The sequence below is a fragment of the Vibrio sp. 3-2(1) genome (assembly GCF_963887575.1).
Classification (GTDB): Bacteria; Pseudomonadota; Gammaproteobacteria; order Enterobacterales; family Vibrionaceae; genus Vibrio; species Vibrio anguillarum.
The window spans coordinates 81733-102479 of the sequence record NZ_CAWPGB010000044.1 but is presented as its reverse complement, the minus strand read 5'-3'; the positions used below and the strand labels follow the sequence as shown (position 1 = coordinate 102479).

At 42.5% G+C, this 20747-nt stretch carries 22 protein-coding genes; 16 read left to right on the top strand and 6 right to left on the bottom strand.

Translation table 11 applies throughout. The annotated features are described in order from the left end of the window. Positions 1-40 precede the first annotated feature (40 nt). The 3 genes from AACQ79_RS13565 to AACQ79_RS13555 form a co-directional block, all read right to left on the bottom strand. Positions 41-1951 carry a sensor domain-containing diguanylate cyclase gene (locus tag AACQ79_RS13565; protein WP_170899223.1) on the bottom strand — a complete coding sequence of 637 codons (1911 nt, stop codon included), beginning with the start codon at positions 1949-1951 and terminating at the stop codon, positions 41-43. 183 nt (positions 1952-2134) lie between these two features. Next, a complete protein-coding gene (locus AACQ79_RS13560; RefSeq protein ID WP_017046411.1) occupies positions 2135-2659 on the bottom strand; it encodes a hypothetical protein in 525 nt (174 codons plus the stop codon). Positions 2660-2795: 136 nt separating this feature from the next. Next, on the bottom strand, positions 2796-3167 hold the full coding sequence (locus AACQ79_RS13555; RefSeq protein WP_026029118.1) for a YgiW/YdeI family stress tolerance OB fold protein: 372 nt from the start codon (positions 3165-3167) through the stop codon (positions 2796-2798). A gap of 157 nt (positions 3168-3324) precedes the next feature. Between AACQ79_RS13555 and AACQ79_RS13550 the strand changes: the two genes are divergently transcribed. Genes AACQ79_RS13550 through modC form a run of 4 tightly spaced genes read left to right on the top strand, consistent with a single transcriptional unit; the run spans position 3325 to position 7360 of the window. Then, the gene (locus AACQ79_RS13550; RefSeq protein WP_017046412.1) at positions 3325-4800 is read left to right on the top strand and encodes a cobyric acid synthase; all 1476 of its coding nucleotides are present in this window, start codon (positions 3325-3327) and stop codon (positions 4798-4800) included. A gap of 1 nt (position 4801) precedes the next feature. Next, entirely contained in the window at positions 4802-5575 is a 774-nt protein-coding gene (gene modA / locus AACQ79_RS13545) for a molybdate ABC transporter substrate-binding protein (RefSeq protein ID WP_170899222.1), read from the top strand. After that, positions 5565-6254 (top strand): molybdate ABC transporter permease subunit, encoded by a 690-nt coding sequence (modB, locus tag AACQ79_RS13540; protein ID WP_170899221.1) that lies wholly within the window; start codon positions 5565-5567, stop codon positions 6252-6254. Before modA ends, modB begins: the two co-directional genes overlap by 11 nt. After that, the gene (gene modC, locus AACQ79_RS13535) at positions 6254-7360 is read left to right on the top strand and encodes a molybdenum ABC transporter ATP-binding protein ModC (protein ID WP_170899282.1); all 1107 of its coding nucleotides are present in this window, start codon (positions 6254-6256) and stop codon (positions 7358-7360) included. The genes modB and modC overlap by 1 nt, the downstream gene beginning before the upstream one ends. 117 nt (positions 7361-7477) lie before the next feature. Here modC and AACQ79_RS13530 read toward each other — a convergent pair whose 3' ends face one another. Next, positions 7478-7915 carry a DUF3069 domain-containing protein gene (locus AACQ79_RS13530; protein ID WP_017046416.1) on the bottom strand — a complete coding sequence of 146 codons (438 nt, stop codon included), beginning with the start codon at positions 7913-7915 and terminating at the stop codon, positions 7478-7480. Between the two features lie 138 nt (positions 7916-8053). Here AACQ79_RS13530 and AACQ79_RS13525 point away from each other — a divergent pair, with 138 nt between their 5' ends. The 9 genes from AACQ79_RS13525 to AACQ79_RS13485 all read left to right on the top strand — a co-directional run bounded on the left by AACQ79_RS13525 (position 8054) and on the right by AACQ79_RS13485 (position 17327). Continuing rightward, positions 8054-9028, top strand: a complete 975-nt coding sequence (locus tag AACQ79_RS13525; RefSeq protein WP_088733409.1) for a diguanylate cyclase domain-containing protein — start codon at positions 8054-8056, stop codon at positions 9026-9028. Positions 9029-9192: 164 nt separating this feature from the next. Next, entirely contained in the window at positions 9193-9498 is a 306-nt protein-coding gene (locus AACQ79_RS13520; protein ID WP_026027203.1) for an Hpt domain-containing protein, read from the top strand. 4 nt (positions 9499-9502) lie between these two features. Beyond that, positions 9503-10678 carry an HDOD domain-containing protein gene (locus AACQ79_RS13515; protein WP_088733408.1) on the top strand — a complete coding sequence of 392 codons (1176 nt, stop codon included), beginning with the start codon at positions 9503-9505 and terminating at the stop codon, positions 10676-10678. Positions 10679-10714: 36 nt separating this feature from the next. Continuing rightward, complete coding sequence (locus AACQ79_RS13510) at positions 10715-11080, top strand: response regulator (protein WP_019282209.1); 366 nt, start codon at positions 10715-10717, stop codon at positions 11078-11080. Further along, entirely contained in the window at positions 11077-11658 is a 582-nt protein-coding gene (locus AACQ79_RS13505; protein ID WP_013867877.1) for a chemotaxis protein CheC, read from the top strand. The genes AACQ79_RS13510 and AACQ79_RS13505 overlap by 4 nt, the downstream gene beginning before the upstream one ends. Before the next feature lie 9 nt (positions 11659-11667). Beyond that, positions 11668-12975 (top strand): sensor histidine kinase, encoded by a 1308-nt coding sequence (locus AACQ79_RS13500; protein ID WP_017047214.1) that lies wholly within the window; start codon positions 11668-11670, stop codon positions 12973-12975. A gap of 26 nt (positions 12976-13001) precedes the next feature. Beyond that, positions 13002-14333 carry a sensor histidine kinase gene (locus tag AACQ79_RS13495; protein ID WP_170899220.1) on the top strand — a complete coding sequence of 444 codons (1332 nt, stop codon included), beginning with the start codon at positions 13002-13004 and terminating at the stop codon, positions 14331-14333. 4 nt (positions 14334-14337) lie between these two features. After that, positions 14338-15996 carry an EAL domain-containing protein gene (locus tag AACQ79_RS13490; protein ID WP_170899219.1) on the top strand — a complete coding sequence of 553 codons (1659 nt, stop codon included), beginning with the start codon at positions 14338-14340 and terminating at the stop codon, positions 15994-15996. Next, a complete protein-coding gene (locus AACQ79_RS13485; protein WP_094132203.1) occupies positions 15972-17327 on the top strand; it encodes an HD domain-containing phosphohydrolase in 1356 nt (451 codons plus the stop codon). Before AACQ79_RS13490 ends, AACQ79_RS13485 begins: the two co-directional genes overlap by 25 nt. Before the next feature lie 42 nt (positions 17328-17369). On the opposite strand, the gene AACQ79_RS13480 is transcribed toward AACQ79_RS13485, so the two are convergent. Both AACQ79_RS13480 and AACQ79_RS13475 read right to left on the bottom strand, forming a co-directional pair. After that, positions 17370-19073 (bottom strand): FAD-dependent oxidoreductase, encoded by a 1704-nt coding sequence (locus AACQ79_RS13480; RefSeq protein ID WP_170899218.1) that lies wholly within the window; start codon positions 19071-19073, stop codon positions 17370-17372. A 52-nt stretch (positions 19074-19125) separates the two neighbouring features. Next, positions 19126-19311, bottom strand: coding sequence for a YgaP family membrane protein (locus tag AACQ79_RS13475; RefSeq protein WP_170899217.1), 186 nt, complete (start codon positions 19309-19311; stop codon positions 19126-19128). A 132-nt stretch (positions 19312-19443) separates the two neighbouring features. Between AACQ79_RS13475 and AACQ79_RS13470 the strand changes: the two genes are divergently transcribed. Genes AACQ79_RS13470 through AACQ79_RS13460 form a run of 3 tightly spaced genes read left to right on the top strand, consistent with a single transcriptional unit; the run spans position 19444 to position 20692 of the window. After that, complete coding sequence (locus AACQ79_RS13470; protein WP_013867870.1) at positions 19444-19773, top strand: ArsR/SmtB family transcription factor; 330 nt, start codon at positions 19444-19446, stop codon at positions 19771-19773. Between the two features lie 30 nt (positions 19774-19803). Beyond that, positions 19804-20223 carry a YeeE/YedE family protein gene (locus AACQ79_RS13465; protein WP_013867869.1) on the top strand — a complete coding sequence of 140 codons (420 nt, stop codon included), beginning with the start codon at positions 19804-19806 and terminating at the stop codon, positions 20221-20223. A 10-nt stretch (positions 20224-20233) separates the two neighbouring features. Next, on the top strand, positions 20234-20692 hold the full coding sequence (locus AACQ79_RS13460; RefSeq protein ID WP_017047210.1) for a YeeE/YedE family protein: 459 nt from the start codon (positions 20234-20236) through the stop codon (positions 20690-20692). Positions 20693-20747: the final 55 nt, after the last annotated feature.

Sequence of the window (20747 nt, the reverse complement as noted above, 5' to 3'; positions counted from 1 at the left end):
ACCCATTTTATTTCTCGATGCACTTAAATGGTGCTAATTGTTAAGCAAATTCTTCCATCTCGACACTGGTCAATACCGAGACAAGATTACGCCCCGAAGCTTTTGACTCATACAATGCAATATCGGCCCGTTTATACACTTCTTCTGGTTTTTCTGTAATGTCAGTGATGCCACCGCTGATCGACACTTCTAAACGATGATTTAAGTGAACGGCTACTCGTAAACGGTGCATGACCAACTCAGCTTCTGCCAGTGGTGTATGAGGCATAATGATGGCAAACTCTTCGCCTCCGATGCGAGCTAAAAAGTCCGTTTCTCTTAGGTGCTCACTTAATTGTGTTGCGACAGAGCGAATGATTTTATCGCCTTCTGCGTGGCCTAATTTATCATTAATGCGTTTAAAATGGTCGATATCAATAATCGCTAAGCACGACTGCACTTGAGCTTGGTAACGTTTTACGCGTAAGCATTCTGAACGCATTTCTTGATCAAATTTCCTGCGGTTCCAAATGTTGGTGAGCGCATCTTTCTCGCTGAGCTCACGCAGGCGATTTTCTAGCTCTTTGCGATGACTAATATCAACAAAGGAGGCCACATAAAACTGAATAATTCCGTCTGAATCACGGATGGTTTGAATACGTAAGATCTCGGTTTGCATTGAGCCATCTTTACGCTTATTAATGACTTCACCTTCCCATAGCCCTTCGTCTTGCAGCACTTTCCACATATTCATGTAAAAAGCTTGATTGTGCTTACCGGAGGAAAAAACGGAAGGTTGTTTACCTCTTACCTCGGCTAAGGTGTAGCCGCTGATCCGGGTAAACTCATTGTTTACTTTGATAATGCGGTTATTACGATCGGTAATCACCATAGCGGACATACCATTCATCGCCGCCCTAGCCAGTTTGCTCTCGATACTGTTTTTATCGTGGTTTGCGTTCCAACGAATAAAACCGGCGGCAATCGTCATTACTAATAGCGCGATGCCAACCGCTTGAAAGCCAATTTTTAGCTCTGTGGCAGAAAGCAATTTATTGAGCGCATCACCATTTAATGACTGAATTAGGTAAATTGGCTCCATTTCTGGGAATATGGATTGCAAAGGAACTTGAGTAAAACTATACCAGCAGTTGTTATCCCATACCGTGCCAGAAGCTTGCTCTTGCATACTTTTCCAGAGTATAGGGGCGACACTGTTCACATTCATCAGGTGGTATTTCGACGGGTTTTCTTGTTGAGATAAGATCTCATTTTCATGATGAATATACTGCCCCTTGAAACTGATGATGTCTGGGCGACTCAGTGAATTTAACCTCTGGTTAAATTTTTTGTACAACTGGGTTAAATTAAGATTTGCTACAAAATAGCCTTGCCTTTTTCCATCAAAATCTATTGGTGCAATAATCCTAAATACTGCGGTTATCTGGGAAGTAGTACCATAATTTTCTTCTTCTCTTTCACTATCAACACCGAAGATCCCAATTTGGTTTGGGGAAAGGTTTTGCGCATACTGAAAATAGTCTCGGTGCAATTTGTTTTTTAGTTGTGATCTTGGTACTGCTTCTGTTGATCCATTACTCTGATTCACGCGAATTAATTCGTTACCCGCTATATCAAAAAGCCTGAGCCGAGAATAAAGGGTTTGAATACGAGCTGCTAATAACCAAAACGCCTGTACCGCTTCGATATTTTCGGTGGAGGGAAGACGTAATGCGCTGTACAACATGGTGTTGTTTGACAATATTTGAGTGGAATTGTAAACGTCATTAAACGCAGTAAGCAGTTCGTGCTTATTGTATTCGAGTTGAGAATGGCTTTTTTGTTCGATCATTTGCACAGTTTGTTCGTGAGCTTTGTCGAATTCTTTGACGAAATAAAGAAAGGGCACAACCCCAAGCACGACACTAACAAATAGCCATTGAGCTAAGTATTTATAGAAAGAGCGAAACATAGCGGCACATATAAGTTATTGAGTGCATAGTATATCGCTGATATATGAGAAGTCGCTTCCAAATATCTGATATCGTGGAGTACATCAAATTTGTGGGGTAATTCTGTTGATACAAAGAGTAAAAAGAAGCGCACAAGTAGCGAAGAAGCATCATGCGCTTAAACCTGAAGGCCGTTTTACGTTTTAGAACTGAAAACGAACATTCATGACGATCTGTGGGCCGTAAACGCCGTTGTTTTTGGTTTCAGCTCCTAACGATAATTGTTCAGTAGAGTGAAAACGTAATCCAGCGCAAAATACCGAGTGTTCATCGTTCTTACCCAGTTTAATATTGGCTTCAATTTGGCTCGATAACCAGATCCGGCTGCCAATATTAAACTCCAACTGGGTTTCGCTTTTGCCACCCTGTTCATCGGTAGGTCTAATGTGGTGAACAAGCATTTGTCCGTAGACATCAGCAAATTGGTTTATTGGACCGTTAAAGCCAATTCCGCCAGCGGCATCCCAATCTCCGTCAAATCTCGAATCGTAACGAGCGACAAGGTGTGTGTTATCGGTTAAATAAGTACTAAATTCTGCACCTGAGGATTCAGGGCTGATAGCGGTTCTGACTTCAAAGAAGTTATAATTAAAATTGTTAGCTTGCGCAGAGAAAGAAAGAACGCATGACAAACCGACTAGGCCTAGTGAGTACGCTTTTTTATACATGTACGCTTCGTCCTGAAAAGATGAAAATTAAGCTGAATAAGATACAGCAATGGCCTGCAAATTACAGGCCATTTTCACAAAAAAATCCATCTTATTTTTTGTGTTTTACCATCAAGAGAGCAATAAACAGTAATGATTATAGAACTTGGATCTGATCCACTTCGATTTCAGGTGTCAGTCCTCCTTCATATTCGCCATAAAGACGAACCTTAGTCTCGGCATTGAGTGGCGCTGTGAAGTGGATGTCATCATCCAGTTCTACTTGAATCTCACCGTTGCCATCACTGAATACGAATGTGTCTTTTCTGATTTGACGAATCAACTTTCCTTCAACCACAACATGCTTTTCTGTAAACATATTGGTGTCTTTTAGCAACGATTCCACAGACGTAAGTTCGATAGGACCATTGTAATTGATGGTATTACTGTTTTGGTTATGGTTACCTGCAAAAGCGAAAACAGGAGCAATAATCATCGAAGCTGCTAGGGCTAGTGTTGTACGTTTCATTTTTAATTCCTCTATGGGTTTGTTGTTTTGATGAAGCGATTTAAACACTAAGATGTTGAACACACTCTGAGCGGAACATTAATATTCCATTCATTTTATTGAGTGAGTAGCAGCTGTGACGGTATGATTACCAGCAAACGCCTATCGTAGAGTTAATATGGAATCAACATTAAGGTCATTGATGGTGCAGGGCACCACTTCCGACGCTGGAAAAAGTGTACTAGTTGCAGGCTTATGCCGAGTGTTAGCACGTCGAGGAATAAAAGTAGCCCCTTTTAAGCCGCAAAACATGGCGCTCAATAGTGCGGTGACGGCCGATGGTGGCGAAATCGGGAGAGCGCAAGCTGTTCAGGCTCAAGCGTGTGGCGTTGAGCCATCGGTACACATGAACCCTGTATTACTCAAGCCAAATTCAGACACGGGTGCGCAGGTTATCCTGCAAGGCAGAGCGCTCTCTAATATGGAAGCAACGGGTTATCACGATTATAAGAAAGTCGCGATGAATACTGTGCTTGATTCCTACGCTCGGTTACAAGCCGAGTATCAAAGTGTCATGATTGAAGGGGCGGGAAGCCCGGCTGAAATCAACCTACGCGAAAACGACATTGCTAACATGGGGTTTGCTGAAGCGGCCGATGTACCTGTAATTATCATTGCCGATATTGATAGAGGCGGTGTATTTGCTCATCTGTATGGCACGTTAGCACTGCTTTCTGAATCGGAACAGCTACGTGTAAAAGGGTTTGTGATTAACCGCTTTCGAGGTGATATTGCGTTACTGCAATCTGGCCTTGATTGGTTAGAAGCAAAAACGGGTAAACCCGTTATTGGTGTGCTGCCTTATTTACATGGCTTTGATTTAGAAGCTGAAGATGCGATCACTCAAGCGCAAACCCTCAGCAGCAACAGTAAATTGAATATTGTGGTGCCAGTGTTGACTCGCATTAGTAACCATACTGATTTTGATGCGTTGCGTTTAAATCCTGATGTTGACTTACGTTATGTGGGAAAGGGTGAACGGATCGAAAATGCGGATCTGATTCTGCTTCCGGGCAGTAAATCTGTAAGGGACGATCTTGCGTATCTTCGCTCGCAAGGTTGGGATCAGGATATCAAACGTCACTTGCGTTTCGGAGGCAAAGTGATGGGCATTTGTGGTGGTTACCAAATGTTAGGTCGGGTAATTCGCGACCCACTCGGCGTTGAAGGTGAAGCGGGCGAAAGTGAAGGGCTGGGGTTGTTGGACGTCAGTACAGAACTCACCGCTGAAAAAACGCTCAGGAATGTTCAAGGCGAGCTTATTTTACCGCAAGGTAAAGCGAAGGTCTCAGGCTACGAGATCCACGTTGGACGCACAACGCTCGATGATGCATCATCCTCAGCAATCATCACGTTAGACAATGGCAACCGTGACGGTTTATTAAGTGATTGCCAGCAAGTGTTGGGGACTTACATGCACGGAATTTTTGATAGTTTTCCTGCAACTGAGCTTATCTGTCGCTGGGCTGGTGCCGCTGATATAAGTTATTACGATCATGTGGCGCAAAAAGAACAAGCCATTAACCGCATTGCGGATGCGATTGAAGAGCATTTGAACTTGGCCTTATTATGGCCAGAATTAACGGAGCGTTAACATGAGAAAAATACTGCTCTCTATCGTCGCCATGCTGTGCTGCACGGCGGTTTATGCACAAGAGAAAATCACTGTTTATGCAGCGTCATCCATGACGAATGCGGTTAATGAATTGATTGCGGCTTACCAGCCGAAACAACCGTTAGACATTGTGCCCGTTTATGCGGGTTCATCCGCGCTTGCTCGTCAAATTGAGCAAGGTGCACCAGCGGATATTTTCATTTCAGCCAATGATAACTGGGTTACTCACTTGCTTAACAAGAACATTGTGACGAGCGATAAGGTCACATTGTTGGCTGGAAATCAGCTGGTGCTTATCGCCCCTCAATCGTCGAAGCTCAATTCGCTGGTAGTAAATGATGTTGCGGCATGGCTTGACGCCTTGAACGGTTCACGTTTAGCGATAGGTAACACAATGGCAGTGCCTGTGGGAATGTATGCTAAAGAGACACTAGAAAAGTTAAAAGTGTGGTCGTCGCTCGCCCCTATGCTGGCTCAAACCAATAACGTACGTTTAGCGCTTGCGCTAGTGGAACGTCAAGAAGCCGCACTTGGTATTGTATATAAGACGGATACATTGATGAGCAATAAGGTCAAAGTGGTACACGAATTTGATTCAAGCCTACACAGCGCCATCCATTATCCTTTAGTGCAGCTAACTGAGCGTGATACGGTGAATCAATTCATGCTTTTTTTACGCAGCGATCAAGCAAAAAGTATCTTACAGAACTACGGTTTTAGCGTGATAACAGGAACGGATTCCTTTGCTTTCTGAATATGAATGGGTTGCACTGCAACTGAGCTTAAAAGTCGCGATTTATACCGTGCTTTGGCTCTTACCGCTGGGAATGTTTTTTGCGTGGCTACTCGCCAGAAAGCAGTTTTGGGGTAAAAGTATATTGGATAGCCTAGTGCATTTGCCGCTCGTTTTACCGCCAGTGGTCGTGGGGTATCTTCTGTTGATCACCATGGGTAAACAAGGCGTAATTGGGCAGTGGTTTGATAATATGTTTGGCTTGCGTTTCAGCTTCAGTTGGCGTGGAGCCGTGTTGGCGTGTGTCATCATCGCACTGCCCTTGATGGTTCGTGCGATTCGTTTAAGCCTTGAAAGCGTCGATCCTAAGTTAGAGCAAGCGGCTCGAACCTTAGGCGCTTCACCACTCAAAGTTTTTTTGACCATTACATTACCCTTAACGATACCCGGGCTGATCACTGGCGCGATGCTCTCTTTTGCTCGCAGCCTAGGTGAGTTTGGAGCCACCATTAGCTTTGTGTCCAATATTCCCGGTGAAACACAAACGCTTCCTCTTGCGATGTATAACTTTTTAGAAACGCCAGGAGCCGAAATGGAAGCGATGCGTTTGTGTATTATCTCCATCGCGATTGCCTTGGCTTCGTTATTCATTTCTGAAGTGATTAGCCGCCGAATGACGCGGCGCTTAGGGAATCAATGATGAGTGGGTTAAAGATTCAATTTGAAAAACAGTTAGGTGATATCAAGCTTAATGCGGATTTGGTTTTACCAAGCCGTGGTATTTGTGCGGTTTTCGGGCGTTCAGGGGCGGGGAAAACCTCCTTCATCAATATTATTAGTGGATTGGTGAAGCCTGAACTTGGTGAAATCGAGATCAATGGCCGCATCCTATTTAGCCAACGAAAAAAGATTAACTTGCCTGTTGAAAAGCGCAACGTTGGTTACGTTTTTCAAGATGCTCGATTGTTTCCACATTACACCGTTCATGGCAATTTAAACTATGGTGTCAAAAAAAAGGATGCTGACCACTTCGCCGCCATCGTAAAATTATTGGCTTTAGCGCCATTACTTACACGTTATCCGCATGATTTATCGGGTGGGGAGAAACAGCGAGTAGCGATTGGCCGAGCCTTACTATCCAAGCCAGATATTTTATTGATGGATGAGCCGTTGGCATCGCTCGATATGCCGCGCAAACGTGAAGTGATGCCTTTTTTGGAAGAGCTGGCTCATAGCGTGCACATTCCAATTCTCTATGTGACGCACAGCATGAATGAAATTTTGCGTCTGGCTAATCATTTAGTTGTGTTAGAGCAGGGCGCTGTGCTGATAAACGGTGAGCTAGAGCAAGTGTGGTCTTCAAATTATATGCGTCCTTGGCAATCATTTGCTGACCAAAGTAGTCTGTTTTCTGCCCACATCTGCCAGCACAACAAAGATTATGCGCTCACACAGGTCTCGCTTGCAGATGATGTCAAACTTTGGGTGCAATATGTGGAAGGCGAGGTAGGCTCTGCACTGCGATTACAGATCCGTGCAAATGATGTTTCGGTGGCGCTTGATAAGCCAAACCGGACGTCAATTCGTAATATTCTGCCTGCGCAGATTTGTCAGATTGAAAAGCAGCCTCAAGGTACTGATAAACAGAGTGTGGGGATAAAACTCAAGTTAGGCGAAGGGTGTTACCTGTGGGCTACGGTAACCAAATGGGCGGCCGATGAGCTACAACTGGATGTTGGTGATTCGCTGTATGTGCAAATTAAAGGCGTGAGCGTGTCGCAGCGTGATATCGTCTTAACGCATTAATATTTTTCATTATTAATGTATTGATTCAATAACCTAAGCCTCTCTTATCCCGAGTTCAGGTTCAATAGAAAAAGCCGTCATATAAAATTGACGGCTTTATGCTCAATGGTGTGCGTTTTATTTTGCAAACACGTCTTTAAAATCGCGTTTTAGAATCGGGTCGCGGCGTGCTTTTTTGATCTGTTTAACCATATCTTTCACACAGTTATGCAGCACTTGATCAAGAAGCTCTGCTCGGTATTCTTCTTTATCTTGGTCTGTCATCTCTTTCGGTAAATTCAATGTTGGGAACTCCTCCATGACATTGACACCGGCAAAAGCTTGGCTAACAGAGATCAACGCATGAAACTGTTCAAAATTATCCAACACATTTTGCGCACTGGCTGGTAGAGAGTTCCAAGACTCGCGTACCGCTTCTTCAGAGACTTCATGTATAGACACGACCATGTAGTACATCTCTTGTGGCACTTGATCAAATTCAATTACTTGGCGCAATTCTGGCGAGATGGCGTCTAAGTCCACTACAGGTTGTTCGGTTTGCTTTACTTCAGACATGAAGATATCTCTTTAGGGGAAAAGCTACATGCTAAAAATTTATAGCGAAAAGTCAATATTGTGCGCAAAATTAAACAAAGAAAGTGAATAAATCTATGTTATACGTAAGCATATGATTGAAATTTAAAGGGGTTACAGATGGTAAGTTCGGGCTCTTCTATGAGGATCTTGCTGGTCGATGACGTACAACTGGATCGAATGCAACTCACCATTCGTCTTAAACAGCTCGGTCATCACGTGGAGGCGGTTGCCAGTGGGCAAGCGGCATTGGATAGCTATTGCCAATTTGATCCAGAACTGATTCTGATGGATATTTCGATGCCCGGCATGAATGGTTTTGAATTATCGAAAAAAATACGTCAGCAATACCATGAATGGGTGCCGATTATCTTTTTAAGTGGGCATGATGAACCGTCGATGATCGCGCAAGCGATAGAGGCAGGCGGTGATGATTACTTAACCAAGCCAGTCGATAAACTGGTACTCAACTCCAAATTATTAGCCATGCAGCGTATTGCAAGTATGCGTCGAGAGCTTAAACGCGCAACGGTTAAACTTGAAGAGCTAAATCGTGTTTTGCAGCAGCAAGCAAATGAAGATGGCTTAACGCAAGTCTTTAACCGTCGATTTATAGATGACAAGCTTAAAGAGATGATCAGTTGGCATGGGCGGCACAAATTTCCAATGAGCCTCATTTTAATCGATGTGGACTATTTCAAACGGTTTAACGATAACTACGGCCATATAGAAGGAGATAACTGCTTGATTACCATTGCGCAAACGGTGAATCAGTTATTTGTGCGTACTGGTGAGTATGTAGGGCGATATGGCGGTGAGGAGTTTTTAGTGCTGCTGGGCAATGCCAATTATGAACAAGCACTGATCGCCGCTGAGCGAATCCAACAATCAATGATCAAGGCACACTATCCTCATCAATACAGCGAAATTGCTGATCATGTCACCTTATCTCAAGGTGTCATCTCGTTAACGCCGAATGGTACTGAGTCTATCGCTAATATTTACAATCTGGCCGACGAAGCCTTGTACCAAGCAAAGCATCAAGGTAGAAATTGCTTTATTTCTTACGATGTTACCAATGCAGTATTAAGCTAATACATACACTTCACTCGCTCTTTTTTGTTAGCACTTAAGCAATATGGTCTACACTAGTACTAACGCTTTGGATTAGAAGTCAGGATGCATATATCAACTTTTTTGGCTTATGGGTGCACTTTATGGACGGATTGCAGTATTTTTCACCAGAGAGGGTGGCGGATATGGTTGGTGAAGAGAATGTGAATGAGATGCTGTGCGGCTATCGAAAAAGCCTGTTGGAAGCTTTGAACAAACTTAGCAGTGCGCTTTGTTGCAACCAAGTTGAGGTGATTCACCACATTTCACACACCATGAAATCGTCATCTCGGTTTGTCGGAGCGGATGTATTAGCATCTGAATTCCAGAAACTTGAAGCCGCAACTGATAATCTAACCAATGTTACTCAAGACACCGAGTTTTCAATCAGTTCGATCAATGATCAAAGTAAGTTGTTGTTGGACGAAATCAACCAATATATGAATAAATAAAACAATGAAGCTAAGTGAGAATCAAATGGAAAAAGTACATTTGAAAGTCATGTGCATAGATGATGATGTTTTTATGCTTAAAGCCATTGCTCGTTTGATCAGGCGTATTCGTCCAGAATGGGAAATTATACTCGTTTCAGAGCCACTAGATTGGTTGTCAGAATGGAATAAGCATAATTGCCAACCGCCAGCCATTATCATTTCAGATTTACTCATGCCGCATAAATGTGGCGATGAGCTTTTAAAAGAGGTAAAGCAGTCTTACCCGCAAGTAGTGAGAGCTCTTTTAACTGGGAATACGCAGGAGAATTTGCCTCAAAAAGCGCATGCGTATTCCCACTTCGTACTGCCTAAGCCATTCACACAAGAGGACTTTGAACGCTTATTTGAATGTACCGAACGTCTTTATCAAATGCCGTTTAACAGTGAGTGTCGAATTAAACTCGGAAGCTTGAAAGATCTTCCGGTGTTACCCAATTCGATACATCGTTTACAACAAACTATCGCCTCTCCTACTTGTGATCTTCAATCGATCGCAGACACCATTAGCCATGAGCCTGTATTAGTCGCACGAGTGTTTCAAATTGCCAATTCTTCTTACTTAGGTTTTCGTCGAACTACAGATTCACTATCGGAAGCTGTTGGACGTTTAGGCGCGACTTTAGTGGAGAGCATCGCCATATCGTTATTGAGCCATCACGCTAACAGCTTAGTTTCAAAAAAGGCTCACCAAGATATTTCAGAACAGGCGCTGAGGGTGAGCTATATATCCCGTTTACTGGCTAAAAACTTGGGGTACTCCCTACAAGATAAAGATCGGGTGTTTGTCTCAAGCTTGCTTACCGCAATCGGAAAATTGATTTTAATGGAGGAAGGCGCTGATATCCATAATGTTGATTCTTTCTTGGAGCTTCAACAAGAATATGCTGATTACTACATAGTAACGGCATATATGCTGATGATATGGGGATACGGTTCAGAGATTGGAGAGATCGTTCTTAATCAAAGTAAGAGTGATTTTTTTTCAGATGACAAATCTGTTGTACTTGGCAGTATTGTGGGGCTTGCAAATCGTATAGAAGCATGTAAGGAAAATGAGAGCTACCAAACACTGATTGACGGTGTACCAAGTTCCATTGCAAGCGTATTAGTTGAGCTAAAACCCATATTTATTGAGTAATTATATAATTACTTTTTTTGGTTAGAGGGAGCGAGCATGGCAATTAAAATTACAATAGCAGACGATTCAAAGATGTCGAGAAAAGCGGTAATGAGGGCGATTCCTGAAGAGTGGGATGTAGAAATCAATGAAGCCCAAAATGGCAAAGAAGCCCTAGTCAATTACCAAAATGGGTGCGCTGAAGTGATGTTTTTAGATTTGACCATGCCAGAAATGGATGGCTTCCAAGTCCTTGAATATTTGCATAGCATTGATGCTAAAAGTATTGTCATTGTCATTAGTGCCGATATTCAACCTTTTGCTCAGCAGCGCGTAAGAGAACTCGGTGCAGTCACCTTTTTGCAAAAACCACTTGACCCAGCACAGCTAAAACAAACATTGCACGAGGTAGGACTATTATGACAATGGCACTTTCAGAAGACCATAAAGACGCCCTGCAAGAATTTATGAATATCTCAATGGGCAGAGCAGCAAATAAACTGGCTACCTTACTTAATTTACACGTCACTATATCTGTACCCAGTATTGGAGTGGCAACGGATGAGGATTTAGCGCAACTGCAATCTTATGAAACCGATTATTACTACACTCGGCAGTCTTTTTTTGGTGGCATGGATGGTGAGTTAGTGACCTTAATGAGCAGAAAAGGCTGTGAACAGATAGTGAGCGATCTAAAACAATCAACAGGTGATGCTCAAGATGTCGTGAGCCTAGAGGAGAGCATTTTAGATATCTCGAATATTTTATCTGGTGCAAGTCTAAAGGGTCTATGTCAGCAAATAGACATAAAAACTAAAATTCAGTCTCCAGTGCTGTTTTATCCGTCAACACAGCCGCTTCCCATTTCTCAGTGGAAGCTATCTTTAATTATGGAAATCTCTTTTTTAGTCGAAAAAGCGTCATTCTCTGCTAAAACCATCATCTGTTTTGCAGACAACGAATTGGACAAGGTACTCATTCACCTCGATGAGTTGATGTAGGAGTTTGGAATGGGAAAAAGCCGCTTACTGCTTTCTGATCTGCTGGATCAACTCTCTTTTGCGTTGTGCATAGTACGGCAGGATTACATTATCGTGAAAGCTAATGACTATTTCCAATCCCGAGTCATTTTTGATGGTGATGTGATGCAAGGAAAGAACATACTTGAACTATTTCCTCATTCCGCAGACTACCTTAAACGAAAAATTGATACGGCATTGGTGATTGAAACTTCAAGCTTTAGTAGTTGGGAGCAGAAGCCTCACCTATTGCCCTTTAAAAGTTCCCGCCCTGTATCGGGTGAAGAAGAACAGATGTATCAAGATTTGGAGATCATCCCTATTCATAGTGAAGATGGGACTATCGAGCATGTCTGTATATGTGTCTATGACGTAACAATTCAAGCTAGTCAGCAGCAGGAACTTAAGCGCATTTCGCATCAATTAGAGCAAGAACATCAAGCGCAAAAAGTATTGATTAAAAAACTCGAAGATGCACAAGGACAACTACTGCAATCAGAGAAAATGGCCTCTATTGGGCAGCTTTCAGCAGGCATCGCCCATGAGATCAATAATCCAGTGGGGTTTATCACATCCAATATTCAAACACTGAGTGACTATTTTCAAACGCTAGCCGCCGTTTTAGAAGGGATAAAACAGCAGGTTTCACAAGCAAATGATACCGCTCTAGCGGCAAAGTGTGAGTCATTACTACAAGAGAAACAGATTGATTTTATTTTAGAAGATACGGCAGATTTGATTTCAGAATCACTAGAAGGTTCATCTCGAGTAATGGCCATTGTGAAAAATTTGAAAGAGTTTTCACACGTTGATGGTTCTGAATGGAGCTATGCAAATTTGGAAAACTGTATCGAATCAACGCTGAAAATCATCAATAACGAAATCAAATACAACATTACTTTAGAGAAGATATATCAAGAAAACGTGCCTGACGTGTATTGCCAGCCAATGCAGATTAACCAAGTTCTTCTTAATATTCTTGTCAATGCAAGTCAGGCGATTGTCGGAGAAGGCACCATCACCATCTCATTAGCTAAGTTAAATGAGAAACAGGTTGAAATTCGCATTAAAGATACGGGAAGTGGTATTCCTGATGCGATTAAAGATCGCATCTTTGAACCCTTCTTTACCACCAAAGCGGTTGGGTCCGGCACAGGATTAGGTTTATCAGTTTCGTACGGGATCATCAATGGTCATAAAGGCACCATTGCAGTTCATAGCGAAGTGAATAAAGGTACTGAATTCATCATTACGTTGCCAATAGACGCAATCGAATTGGCTACACTAGCAATAGAGTGAAAATTATCGTTATTTGATTAGGGAGTATGCATGTGAGTAAAACCCAGCAACAGGAAGAAAATAGACGCTTTCAAGAAGAACACAGCTTGGACTCAACATTTCACTACGTCGTACTTTCTTTGCTAGGAGTTATCTTTTCAAATCAATCACAAGAAGACAAGTTAGATCAGTTTATTACTCATGTTCAGCCTTTATTCCCTAATACACATATCGTGCTATTTTCTTACAATTCTGAGCAGAGGCTCAAGATACTGCGTTCTAGTTTTCCAATCACCGATACAATTAAGTTAGGCACATACCCGGTCTTAGCCGATACGGAGTTTAGTTACTTCCCTGATTTAGCCAATGATGCGGGGAAATTCTCAGACTATCACAATGACTTTCCTGCTTGGAAAAGTGGCGTTACCTTTTCCGTCTCCTCTCCGACGCGGCGCTATAGCCTGTTTCTTGCGCGAACAACGCTGAATGCTTTTGATTTAAGTGAATTAGAAAAAATCCAAGAAGGCATGTTACTGGTTGAGATGGCCTTAAAATTACTGTCGTCTATGCGGGAGAGCAGTAGCGATCTTCAACGAAATGAGCAAGATGCAAAAAGGGTTTCTTTAGGTAAATTGGCCGCCGGTGTTGCGCATGAAATCAATAATCCACTCGGCTTTGTGATGAGTAATTTCAACACGTTAAGTTCCTATCTTGCCCAAGTGAAGGCACACCCAGAGATCCAGCAGATCAACGACCGTCAGTTGGCAGAAATACTAGATGATAGCGAGTCTATCATTGTTGAAAGTTTAGAGGGGCTTTCGCGTATTAAAAACATTGTAGCGAGCTTGAATGTGTATTATCACGAGTCCAAATTATCAGTTGGAATGGTCGATTTAAGAGACGTGGTTAGCTCTGCAACTAATATGGTGTTGGGTGAAATGAAGCTGAAAGTACGCTTAAATTATGAGCCTCCTCAAATACCATTTTATGTTCTAGGGCAAACCCATAAGCTCCAACAAGTACTGATTAATTTGTTAGTCAATGCGTTACAGTCATTCTCTCAAACTGATGGTGAAGTCAATGTCGCCTTGTATATGGAAAACAGCTTATTAATCGAGAATAAATCGAGTGTCTGTCTATCGGTATGCGATAACGGTAAAGGCATTTGTCCGGAAGATTTAGTGTACGTTTTTGATCCTTTTTTTACCACCAAGCGTATCGGTGATGGCGCAGGACTTGGATTATCTGTTGCGAAAGAAATCATAGAAGAGCACCTCGGAAAAATTGAAATTCAGTCGACGATAGGTCAAGGAACCTGCGTCTATATTCGTTTACCGCTTTATGTTGCACCTCATCATTCGATGAAAGGATTGGGGTAATTGTATGTTTCGATATAAAGAAATTCTGCTTGTAGATGATGAGCCAGCGGTACTTAAAGCTTTAACTCGTGAATTCAAACCGCATTTTTCTGTGGTTCATTGTGCGAGTAGCGGCCTTGAGGCTCTGACTATTTTAGAGCGGCACCCTATCGAAATTGTGATTTCTGATTATCGAATGCCTAATATGGATGGGACAGAGCTGGTCGTCAATATTCGCAATAAGTATCCTCATGTTGTAACCATTATTCTATCTGGTCAAGCTGACATCAAAGGTTTGTCTCGTGCTTTGAACGAAGGGAAATTGCATCGTTTTCTCCAAAAACCATGGGATAGAGAGGAGCTGATTGAAACCATACGTTTGAGTTTATTGGAGCGTGAAGCATTGCTAGGTAGTGATGTGCTGACGAACTTAAAAAACCGGCGTACGTTAGATGAACAGATTATCGAATTGAAAAAACATGGTGACTCCTCATACGCTTTGGTCATGGTGAATATTGCTAATTTAGACGAAATTAATCATCAATACGGCGGAGCGCTTGGTAATCAATTTATTAAAACGCTGGCGTGGCATCTGAGTGATGGTAATACAGAGCCGGAAACCATATATCGCTACAAAGATAAGCTGTTTATGTGCATTCCATACAGCCCCAAAGGTTATCAAGTTGTGATGCGCCTATGTTCGCGGCTCTCTCAGCCTGTTGAAGTCGACACACATCTTATTAAAACCAGATACACGGTTTTGCTCTGTGATGTCAAATCGTTGCATCAAGTCGATGATATATCTATTGCTGACCTTAATGAACGCTCGCGAGTGCGTTTGCATCATCAACTGCCGATTTACTGGCTCGATAATGATCCTCAATCCCGAGAGTTATTGGCGCTATTTTCTGTATTAAACGATATCGATAGACGCTATTTCTGCGCGTTTTATCAGCCGCAACTGTCGACGGTAACTGGTGATGTTTGTGGATTTGAAGCATTAGCTAGGCGCAAAACAGTTGAGAATGGGTGGCAATATCCAGCCAGCTTCTTACCCATAATTGAACAGTATGGTTTAACTACAGTGTTGACCGAAAAAATATTGGAAGACGTACTGATGTTCATCAAACAACATCAGAAACTAATTAAAGATCGAAATATCAGTGTTAATGTGCCTGGGAACATGTTGATAAATGGGCAATTTTACGAATTATTGACTAAGCTAACTACAAAGCTCAGTTGCGGTTTGAATAATTTGTCAATAGAGATAACGGAGCATGACTTTATTGAGGATTTTATTCAGGCGAAACAAGAACTCAGTAAACTGAAAGGGTTGGGATTGAGCTGTGCACTGGATGATTTTGGAACTGGATATGCGGGCTATGAATATCTGTGCGAAATGCCTTTTGATGTACTTAAAATTGATGGGCGATTTGTTCAAGCAATTGGCAAATCAGCGTCCAATGAAGTTATTTTGAGGGCAATGATAGACAGTGCTGAATCACTTGAAATGGGAGTGATTGCCGAATGGGTTGATACTCAGGAGCAAGCAGATAAATTGAAAACCTTGGGCTGTTCCATTATCCAGGGGCATTTGGTGAGTCAGGCATTATCATCAGACGACGTGGTCAGCTATTTGTCTAGAATGGAGGAGGATCGATGGAAAATGTCGCACAAAAAATAGCAATTAGTGGTGATAGACTTAGCCTTCTACTGCTAGATGATGAGAGCGAAATTCTAAAATCACTAACGAGGGTTTTGCGTACAGATTATGACATAGTTTCTTTTAATAGCGGAAAGGAAGCCTTGGAATATTTAGATCAACATGAGGTCTCTATTATTATCTCTGATATGCGGATGCCAGAGATGGATGGTGCCGATTTTCTCGCAAAATCAAAAGAATTATATCCTGAGACGATTCGTATCCTTCTTACTGGATACAGCGATATTCAGTCAACCGTAAGGGCAGTAAATTCCGGCGGAATTCATACCTATATTGGCAAACCATGGGATAACGAAAACCTAAAATTGATCGTTTCAAAAGCAGCGGAGTTTTATCGTCTGACAAAAGAGCGAGAACATTTGGCTATTGAGTTAGAAAAACGCAATAGCGAGCTCGAAGTGGTGAATCTAGCCTTGGAGGACAATAACCGTAAGCTGGCTGAATTTAATCAAGATTTAGAGCAGAAGGTAAAAGAGAGAACGTTAGAGCTGCAATCATCTAATAAAAAGTTAGAACATTTATTGATAAGTCGTAACAAGACGTTTAAAGATATACTAGGTATGGTTACTGCGATCATTCAATATCGAACGGGACACCCAGCCGATCACGCAGAGCGTATTGCCAACCAAGCGAAGGTAGTAGCGCAGCGGCTAAAACTACCTGAAAGCCAAGTAAGTCATGTCTATTTGTGTGGTTTGATGCACCAAATAGGATTAATCGGTGCGAAAGATAAAGAACTTGAAAAGTTGATTGTTGATCCAGAAACCTCAATTCCTCAGAGTCCTAACGCCAATTCGGTATTAGGCGCCAAGATTTTAGGCCGAATTAAGCGCTTTGAGCCATTAGTCGAAATCATTCGCCACCAAGATGAGTTGTATAACGGTACTGGTAAGCCAAGCCATTTACATGGTGAAGAAATACCTTTGTGTTCACGTATTATTAAAGTGGTTAAAGATTATGACTACTATATTGCATCACCAAATAATCCACGTCGTATGCATACCAAAAGTGCGCAGAGTTATATAAAAGAGCAGGCTGGAACCTTATATGACCCCACAGTCGTGGATGCTTTTTTAATGGTAGTAACTTCGTTAAAACACTTGGAGGATGGCCTAGAATTGTGCATCGGTTTGAGTGAAGTGAAACCGGGTATGAAAATTAAGCGTGATTTGTACTTACCTAATGGAAACTTAATGTTGACCGCTGGCAATCAAATTAACTCAGCTTTGTTGGCGAAATTAAAAGAGCTTGAAGAACAGACTAATATGCCAATCGCGGTTTACATCGGTTAATTTAAAAAGAGTGCCGCATCAGCAGCACTCTTTTGAATTTTTTTATTGTTTTGCAAACAGATAAGTACGGAACCCACCAATCAAGTTACGTGCTTTAAAGCCATTATTGGCCAGTTGGCGGTAGGTTACATTACCGCGCAACCCGACTTGGCAATAAATGATGATCTCTTTGTCTTTGGGCAGTTCATCCATACGTTGACGAAGTTGGTCAACCGGAATATTGATGTCGCCTTTGAGATGATTACCATTTTCACGTTCACTTGGATTACGTACATCCAAAATAATATGCGTGTCACTTAGCGAATCGATTTGATCAAAATGAATGGCTTTTGCATCGCCTTTCATTATATTTGTCGCGACGAAAGCTGCTTGGTTAATCACATCTTTCGCGCTGCCGTATGGTGGCGCGTAAGTCAGCTCTAAGTGTTGTAGTTGTTCTACTGTCATACCTGCACGTTGAGCGACAGCCATCACGTCGATACGCTTGTCGATGCCATCTTTACCAACCGCTTGCGCCCCGAAGATTTTGCCTGATTTTGGATCGAACAGCATTTTGAACGACACCACTTCAGCGCCCGGATAGTAGCTCGCATGGCTGGCTGTGTGAACGTACACTTTTTCGTAATCAACGCCGTCACGTTTTAGTTGCTTCTCATTTTTGCCTGTGGATGCCACGGCTAAGTCGAATATTTTACAGATTGCGGTTCCTTGTGTTCCTTGATAGGTTTCGTTACGACCAAGCATGTTATCAGCTGCCATGCGACCTTGGCGGTTGGCAGGACCTGCGAGTGGAACCAGTGTTTGTTTGCCTGTAACAAAATCCTTTTCTTCGATCGCATCGCCGACGGCGTAAATTGCTGGATCGCTGGTCTGCATCTGTTCGTTCACCCAAATGCCACCAAGTTCACCGAGTTGTAAGCCCGCTTCAGCAGCCAGTTTGGTTTCTGGACGCACACCAATCGCCATAATCAGGATGTCAGTGGTGAGTATTTCACCATTGCTGAGCACAAGATCCAGTTCACCTTCGATGTGTTTGTGCTCCAGAGTTTCACCCGATTCTGTGCTAGGTAACGTCGCCGCTGGTTTATATTCGACCGATTTTAAGGCAACACCTAAACGTAAATCGATGCCTTTAGCGCGAATCTCCGCATGAGCAAAGCCCGCCATTTCACTATCGACAGGTGTCATTACCTGATCAGCCATTTCGATCAGCGTGGTTTTGATACCGAGGTGATGGAACGCTTCCATCATTTCCAAACCGATAAAACCACCGCCGACGACAGTTGCATGCTCAGGTTTATTCATTTGCAGCGTCTGGATGATTTTATCCATATCTGGAATGTTGCGCAGCGAATGGGTCAGTGGGTTTTGAATCCCAGGAATCGACGGGACAATAGGACCCGCTCCAGGGGAAAGCAGCAAAAAATCATAACTTTCTTGGTACTCTGACTGATCCAGCAGATTGCGTACAGTGATGGTTTTCGCTGCACGATTAATGCGCAGCACTTCATTCATAGTGCGCACATCTACATTAAAACGCGCTAAAAAGCTTTCCGGTGTTTGTAGCAGCAAATTGCTGCGCTCTTTGATGTCACCGCCGATGTGATATGGCAAGCCACAGTTAGCAAATGAAACGAAGGGGCCCCGCTCAAACATAATGATTTCAGCTTCTTCGCTGAGTCGACGAGCACGAGCCGCTGCGGATGCACCACCCGCGACACCACCAATAATCACAATCTTAGTCATAAATTACTCCAGTAAAATTAAACAAAAGCGGCATGGTAAGGTAAGTAAATCCTCAGGGCAGGCCAAGCTTTTTCAAGAAAAAGGCCGCTGGACAAATCCCTGTGAAAGCGCTTTGAATTAAGTTCACTCCAACAAATACCGTTAGCCAAATAAAGTTTGAATGGACAAACACAGTTAAAACGATCGACAGCAGTACCATGCTGCCCGCCAATATTCTTACCCCATTTTCAATCGTCATGTTGTTACCCTCCGTTGTAAATTAAAGTCACTATAAATTTATTGATTAGCAATGTCTAATGTTAATTTATCTAATTTTGGATAAGCTAAATAAGCGTTGACTAAAGCTCATTCATTAGTATTATCTAATTAAATGCAATGCGAAGGGGGAATGATGGAGATCACATCAGTCAATGTGGAGCAAATGAAAACAAATGCGATAGAGGTTTCAGAGTTGCTTAAAACGATGGCCCACCCTGAGCGTTTGATGGTGCTTTGCCAGTTAATTAATGGTGAGGTGGGCGTTGGAGAATTGCAGCAAAGCTCGATGTTAAGTCAATCAGCCTTTTCGCAACATTTAACCGTGCTTCGTAAGCAAAATATGATCAAAGCAAGAAAGGAGTCACAGCAAGTCTTCTATTCGCTATCGGATCCGCGGGTTGTACAGCTTATTCAAAGTTTGCAGACTGTCTTTTGTAATTAGTTCATTTGTCATAGGTTAAAAGGATAAATAATGTTGTTTTCTATTCCTTGGGAATCGTTGTTAGGTGGTGTTTTACTAGGGATATCAACTTCACTCATGTTGCTGTTTAACGGCAAAATTGCTGGGATAAGTGGGGTATTAACGGGATTGATGACGCCTAAAACGCGTGATTTTGCATGGCGTTTGTTATTTGCACTTGGCATGGTAACTGGTGGTGCTATTGCCGTTTGGTTTTTAAATGCACAAGTGCCGCAAACTTTTAACTTTAATAACGGTGTTTTGGCGCTTGCTGGCCTATTAGTTGGGGTAGGCACTCGATTAGGAAATGGTTGCACCAGTGGCCATGGCATCTGTGGTGTTGGTCGACTATCCACTCGCTCTATTGCGGCGACAGGTACCTTCATGGGCGTTGCTGCCATTACTGTGTTTGTACGCCTTCATCTTCTATAAGTGAGTCAAAATGAATCAGATGTTGTTTAGATTAACCTCGTTAGTGGCAGGTATTTTGTTTGGTGCGGGTATGGTTATCTCAGGAATGGCCAATCCAGCCAAAGTCGTAGGTTTTTTGGATGTGGCTGGTTCTTGGGATCCAAGCTTAATGTTTGTGATGGGAGGCGCATTAGCCGTTTTTATGCCGACCTATTTCATCGTTATTAAAGCAAGACAGCAGCCTATAAACGCAGAAAAATTCTGTTTAGCGACGACTCGCAGTGTTGATACCCGGCTTATCTCTGGTGCTGCGATTTTTGGGTTAGGTTGGGGATTAGTGGGCATCTGTCCAGGGCCAGCACTATCAAGCCTTGCACTGGGTAATATTGAGGTATGGCTATTCTTTGTCTCAATGATGGTTGGGCTTGGTGCAACTAATTTGTTGATCTGCATTAAGAATAATAAACAACAGCAAACGCAAACGGTTTAATCTAACTAGAATTCAATAAGCAAGTGGAATCGTAACGATCAACATGAGGGATGGG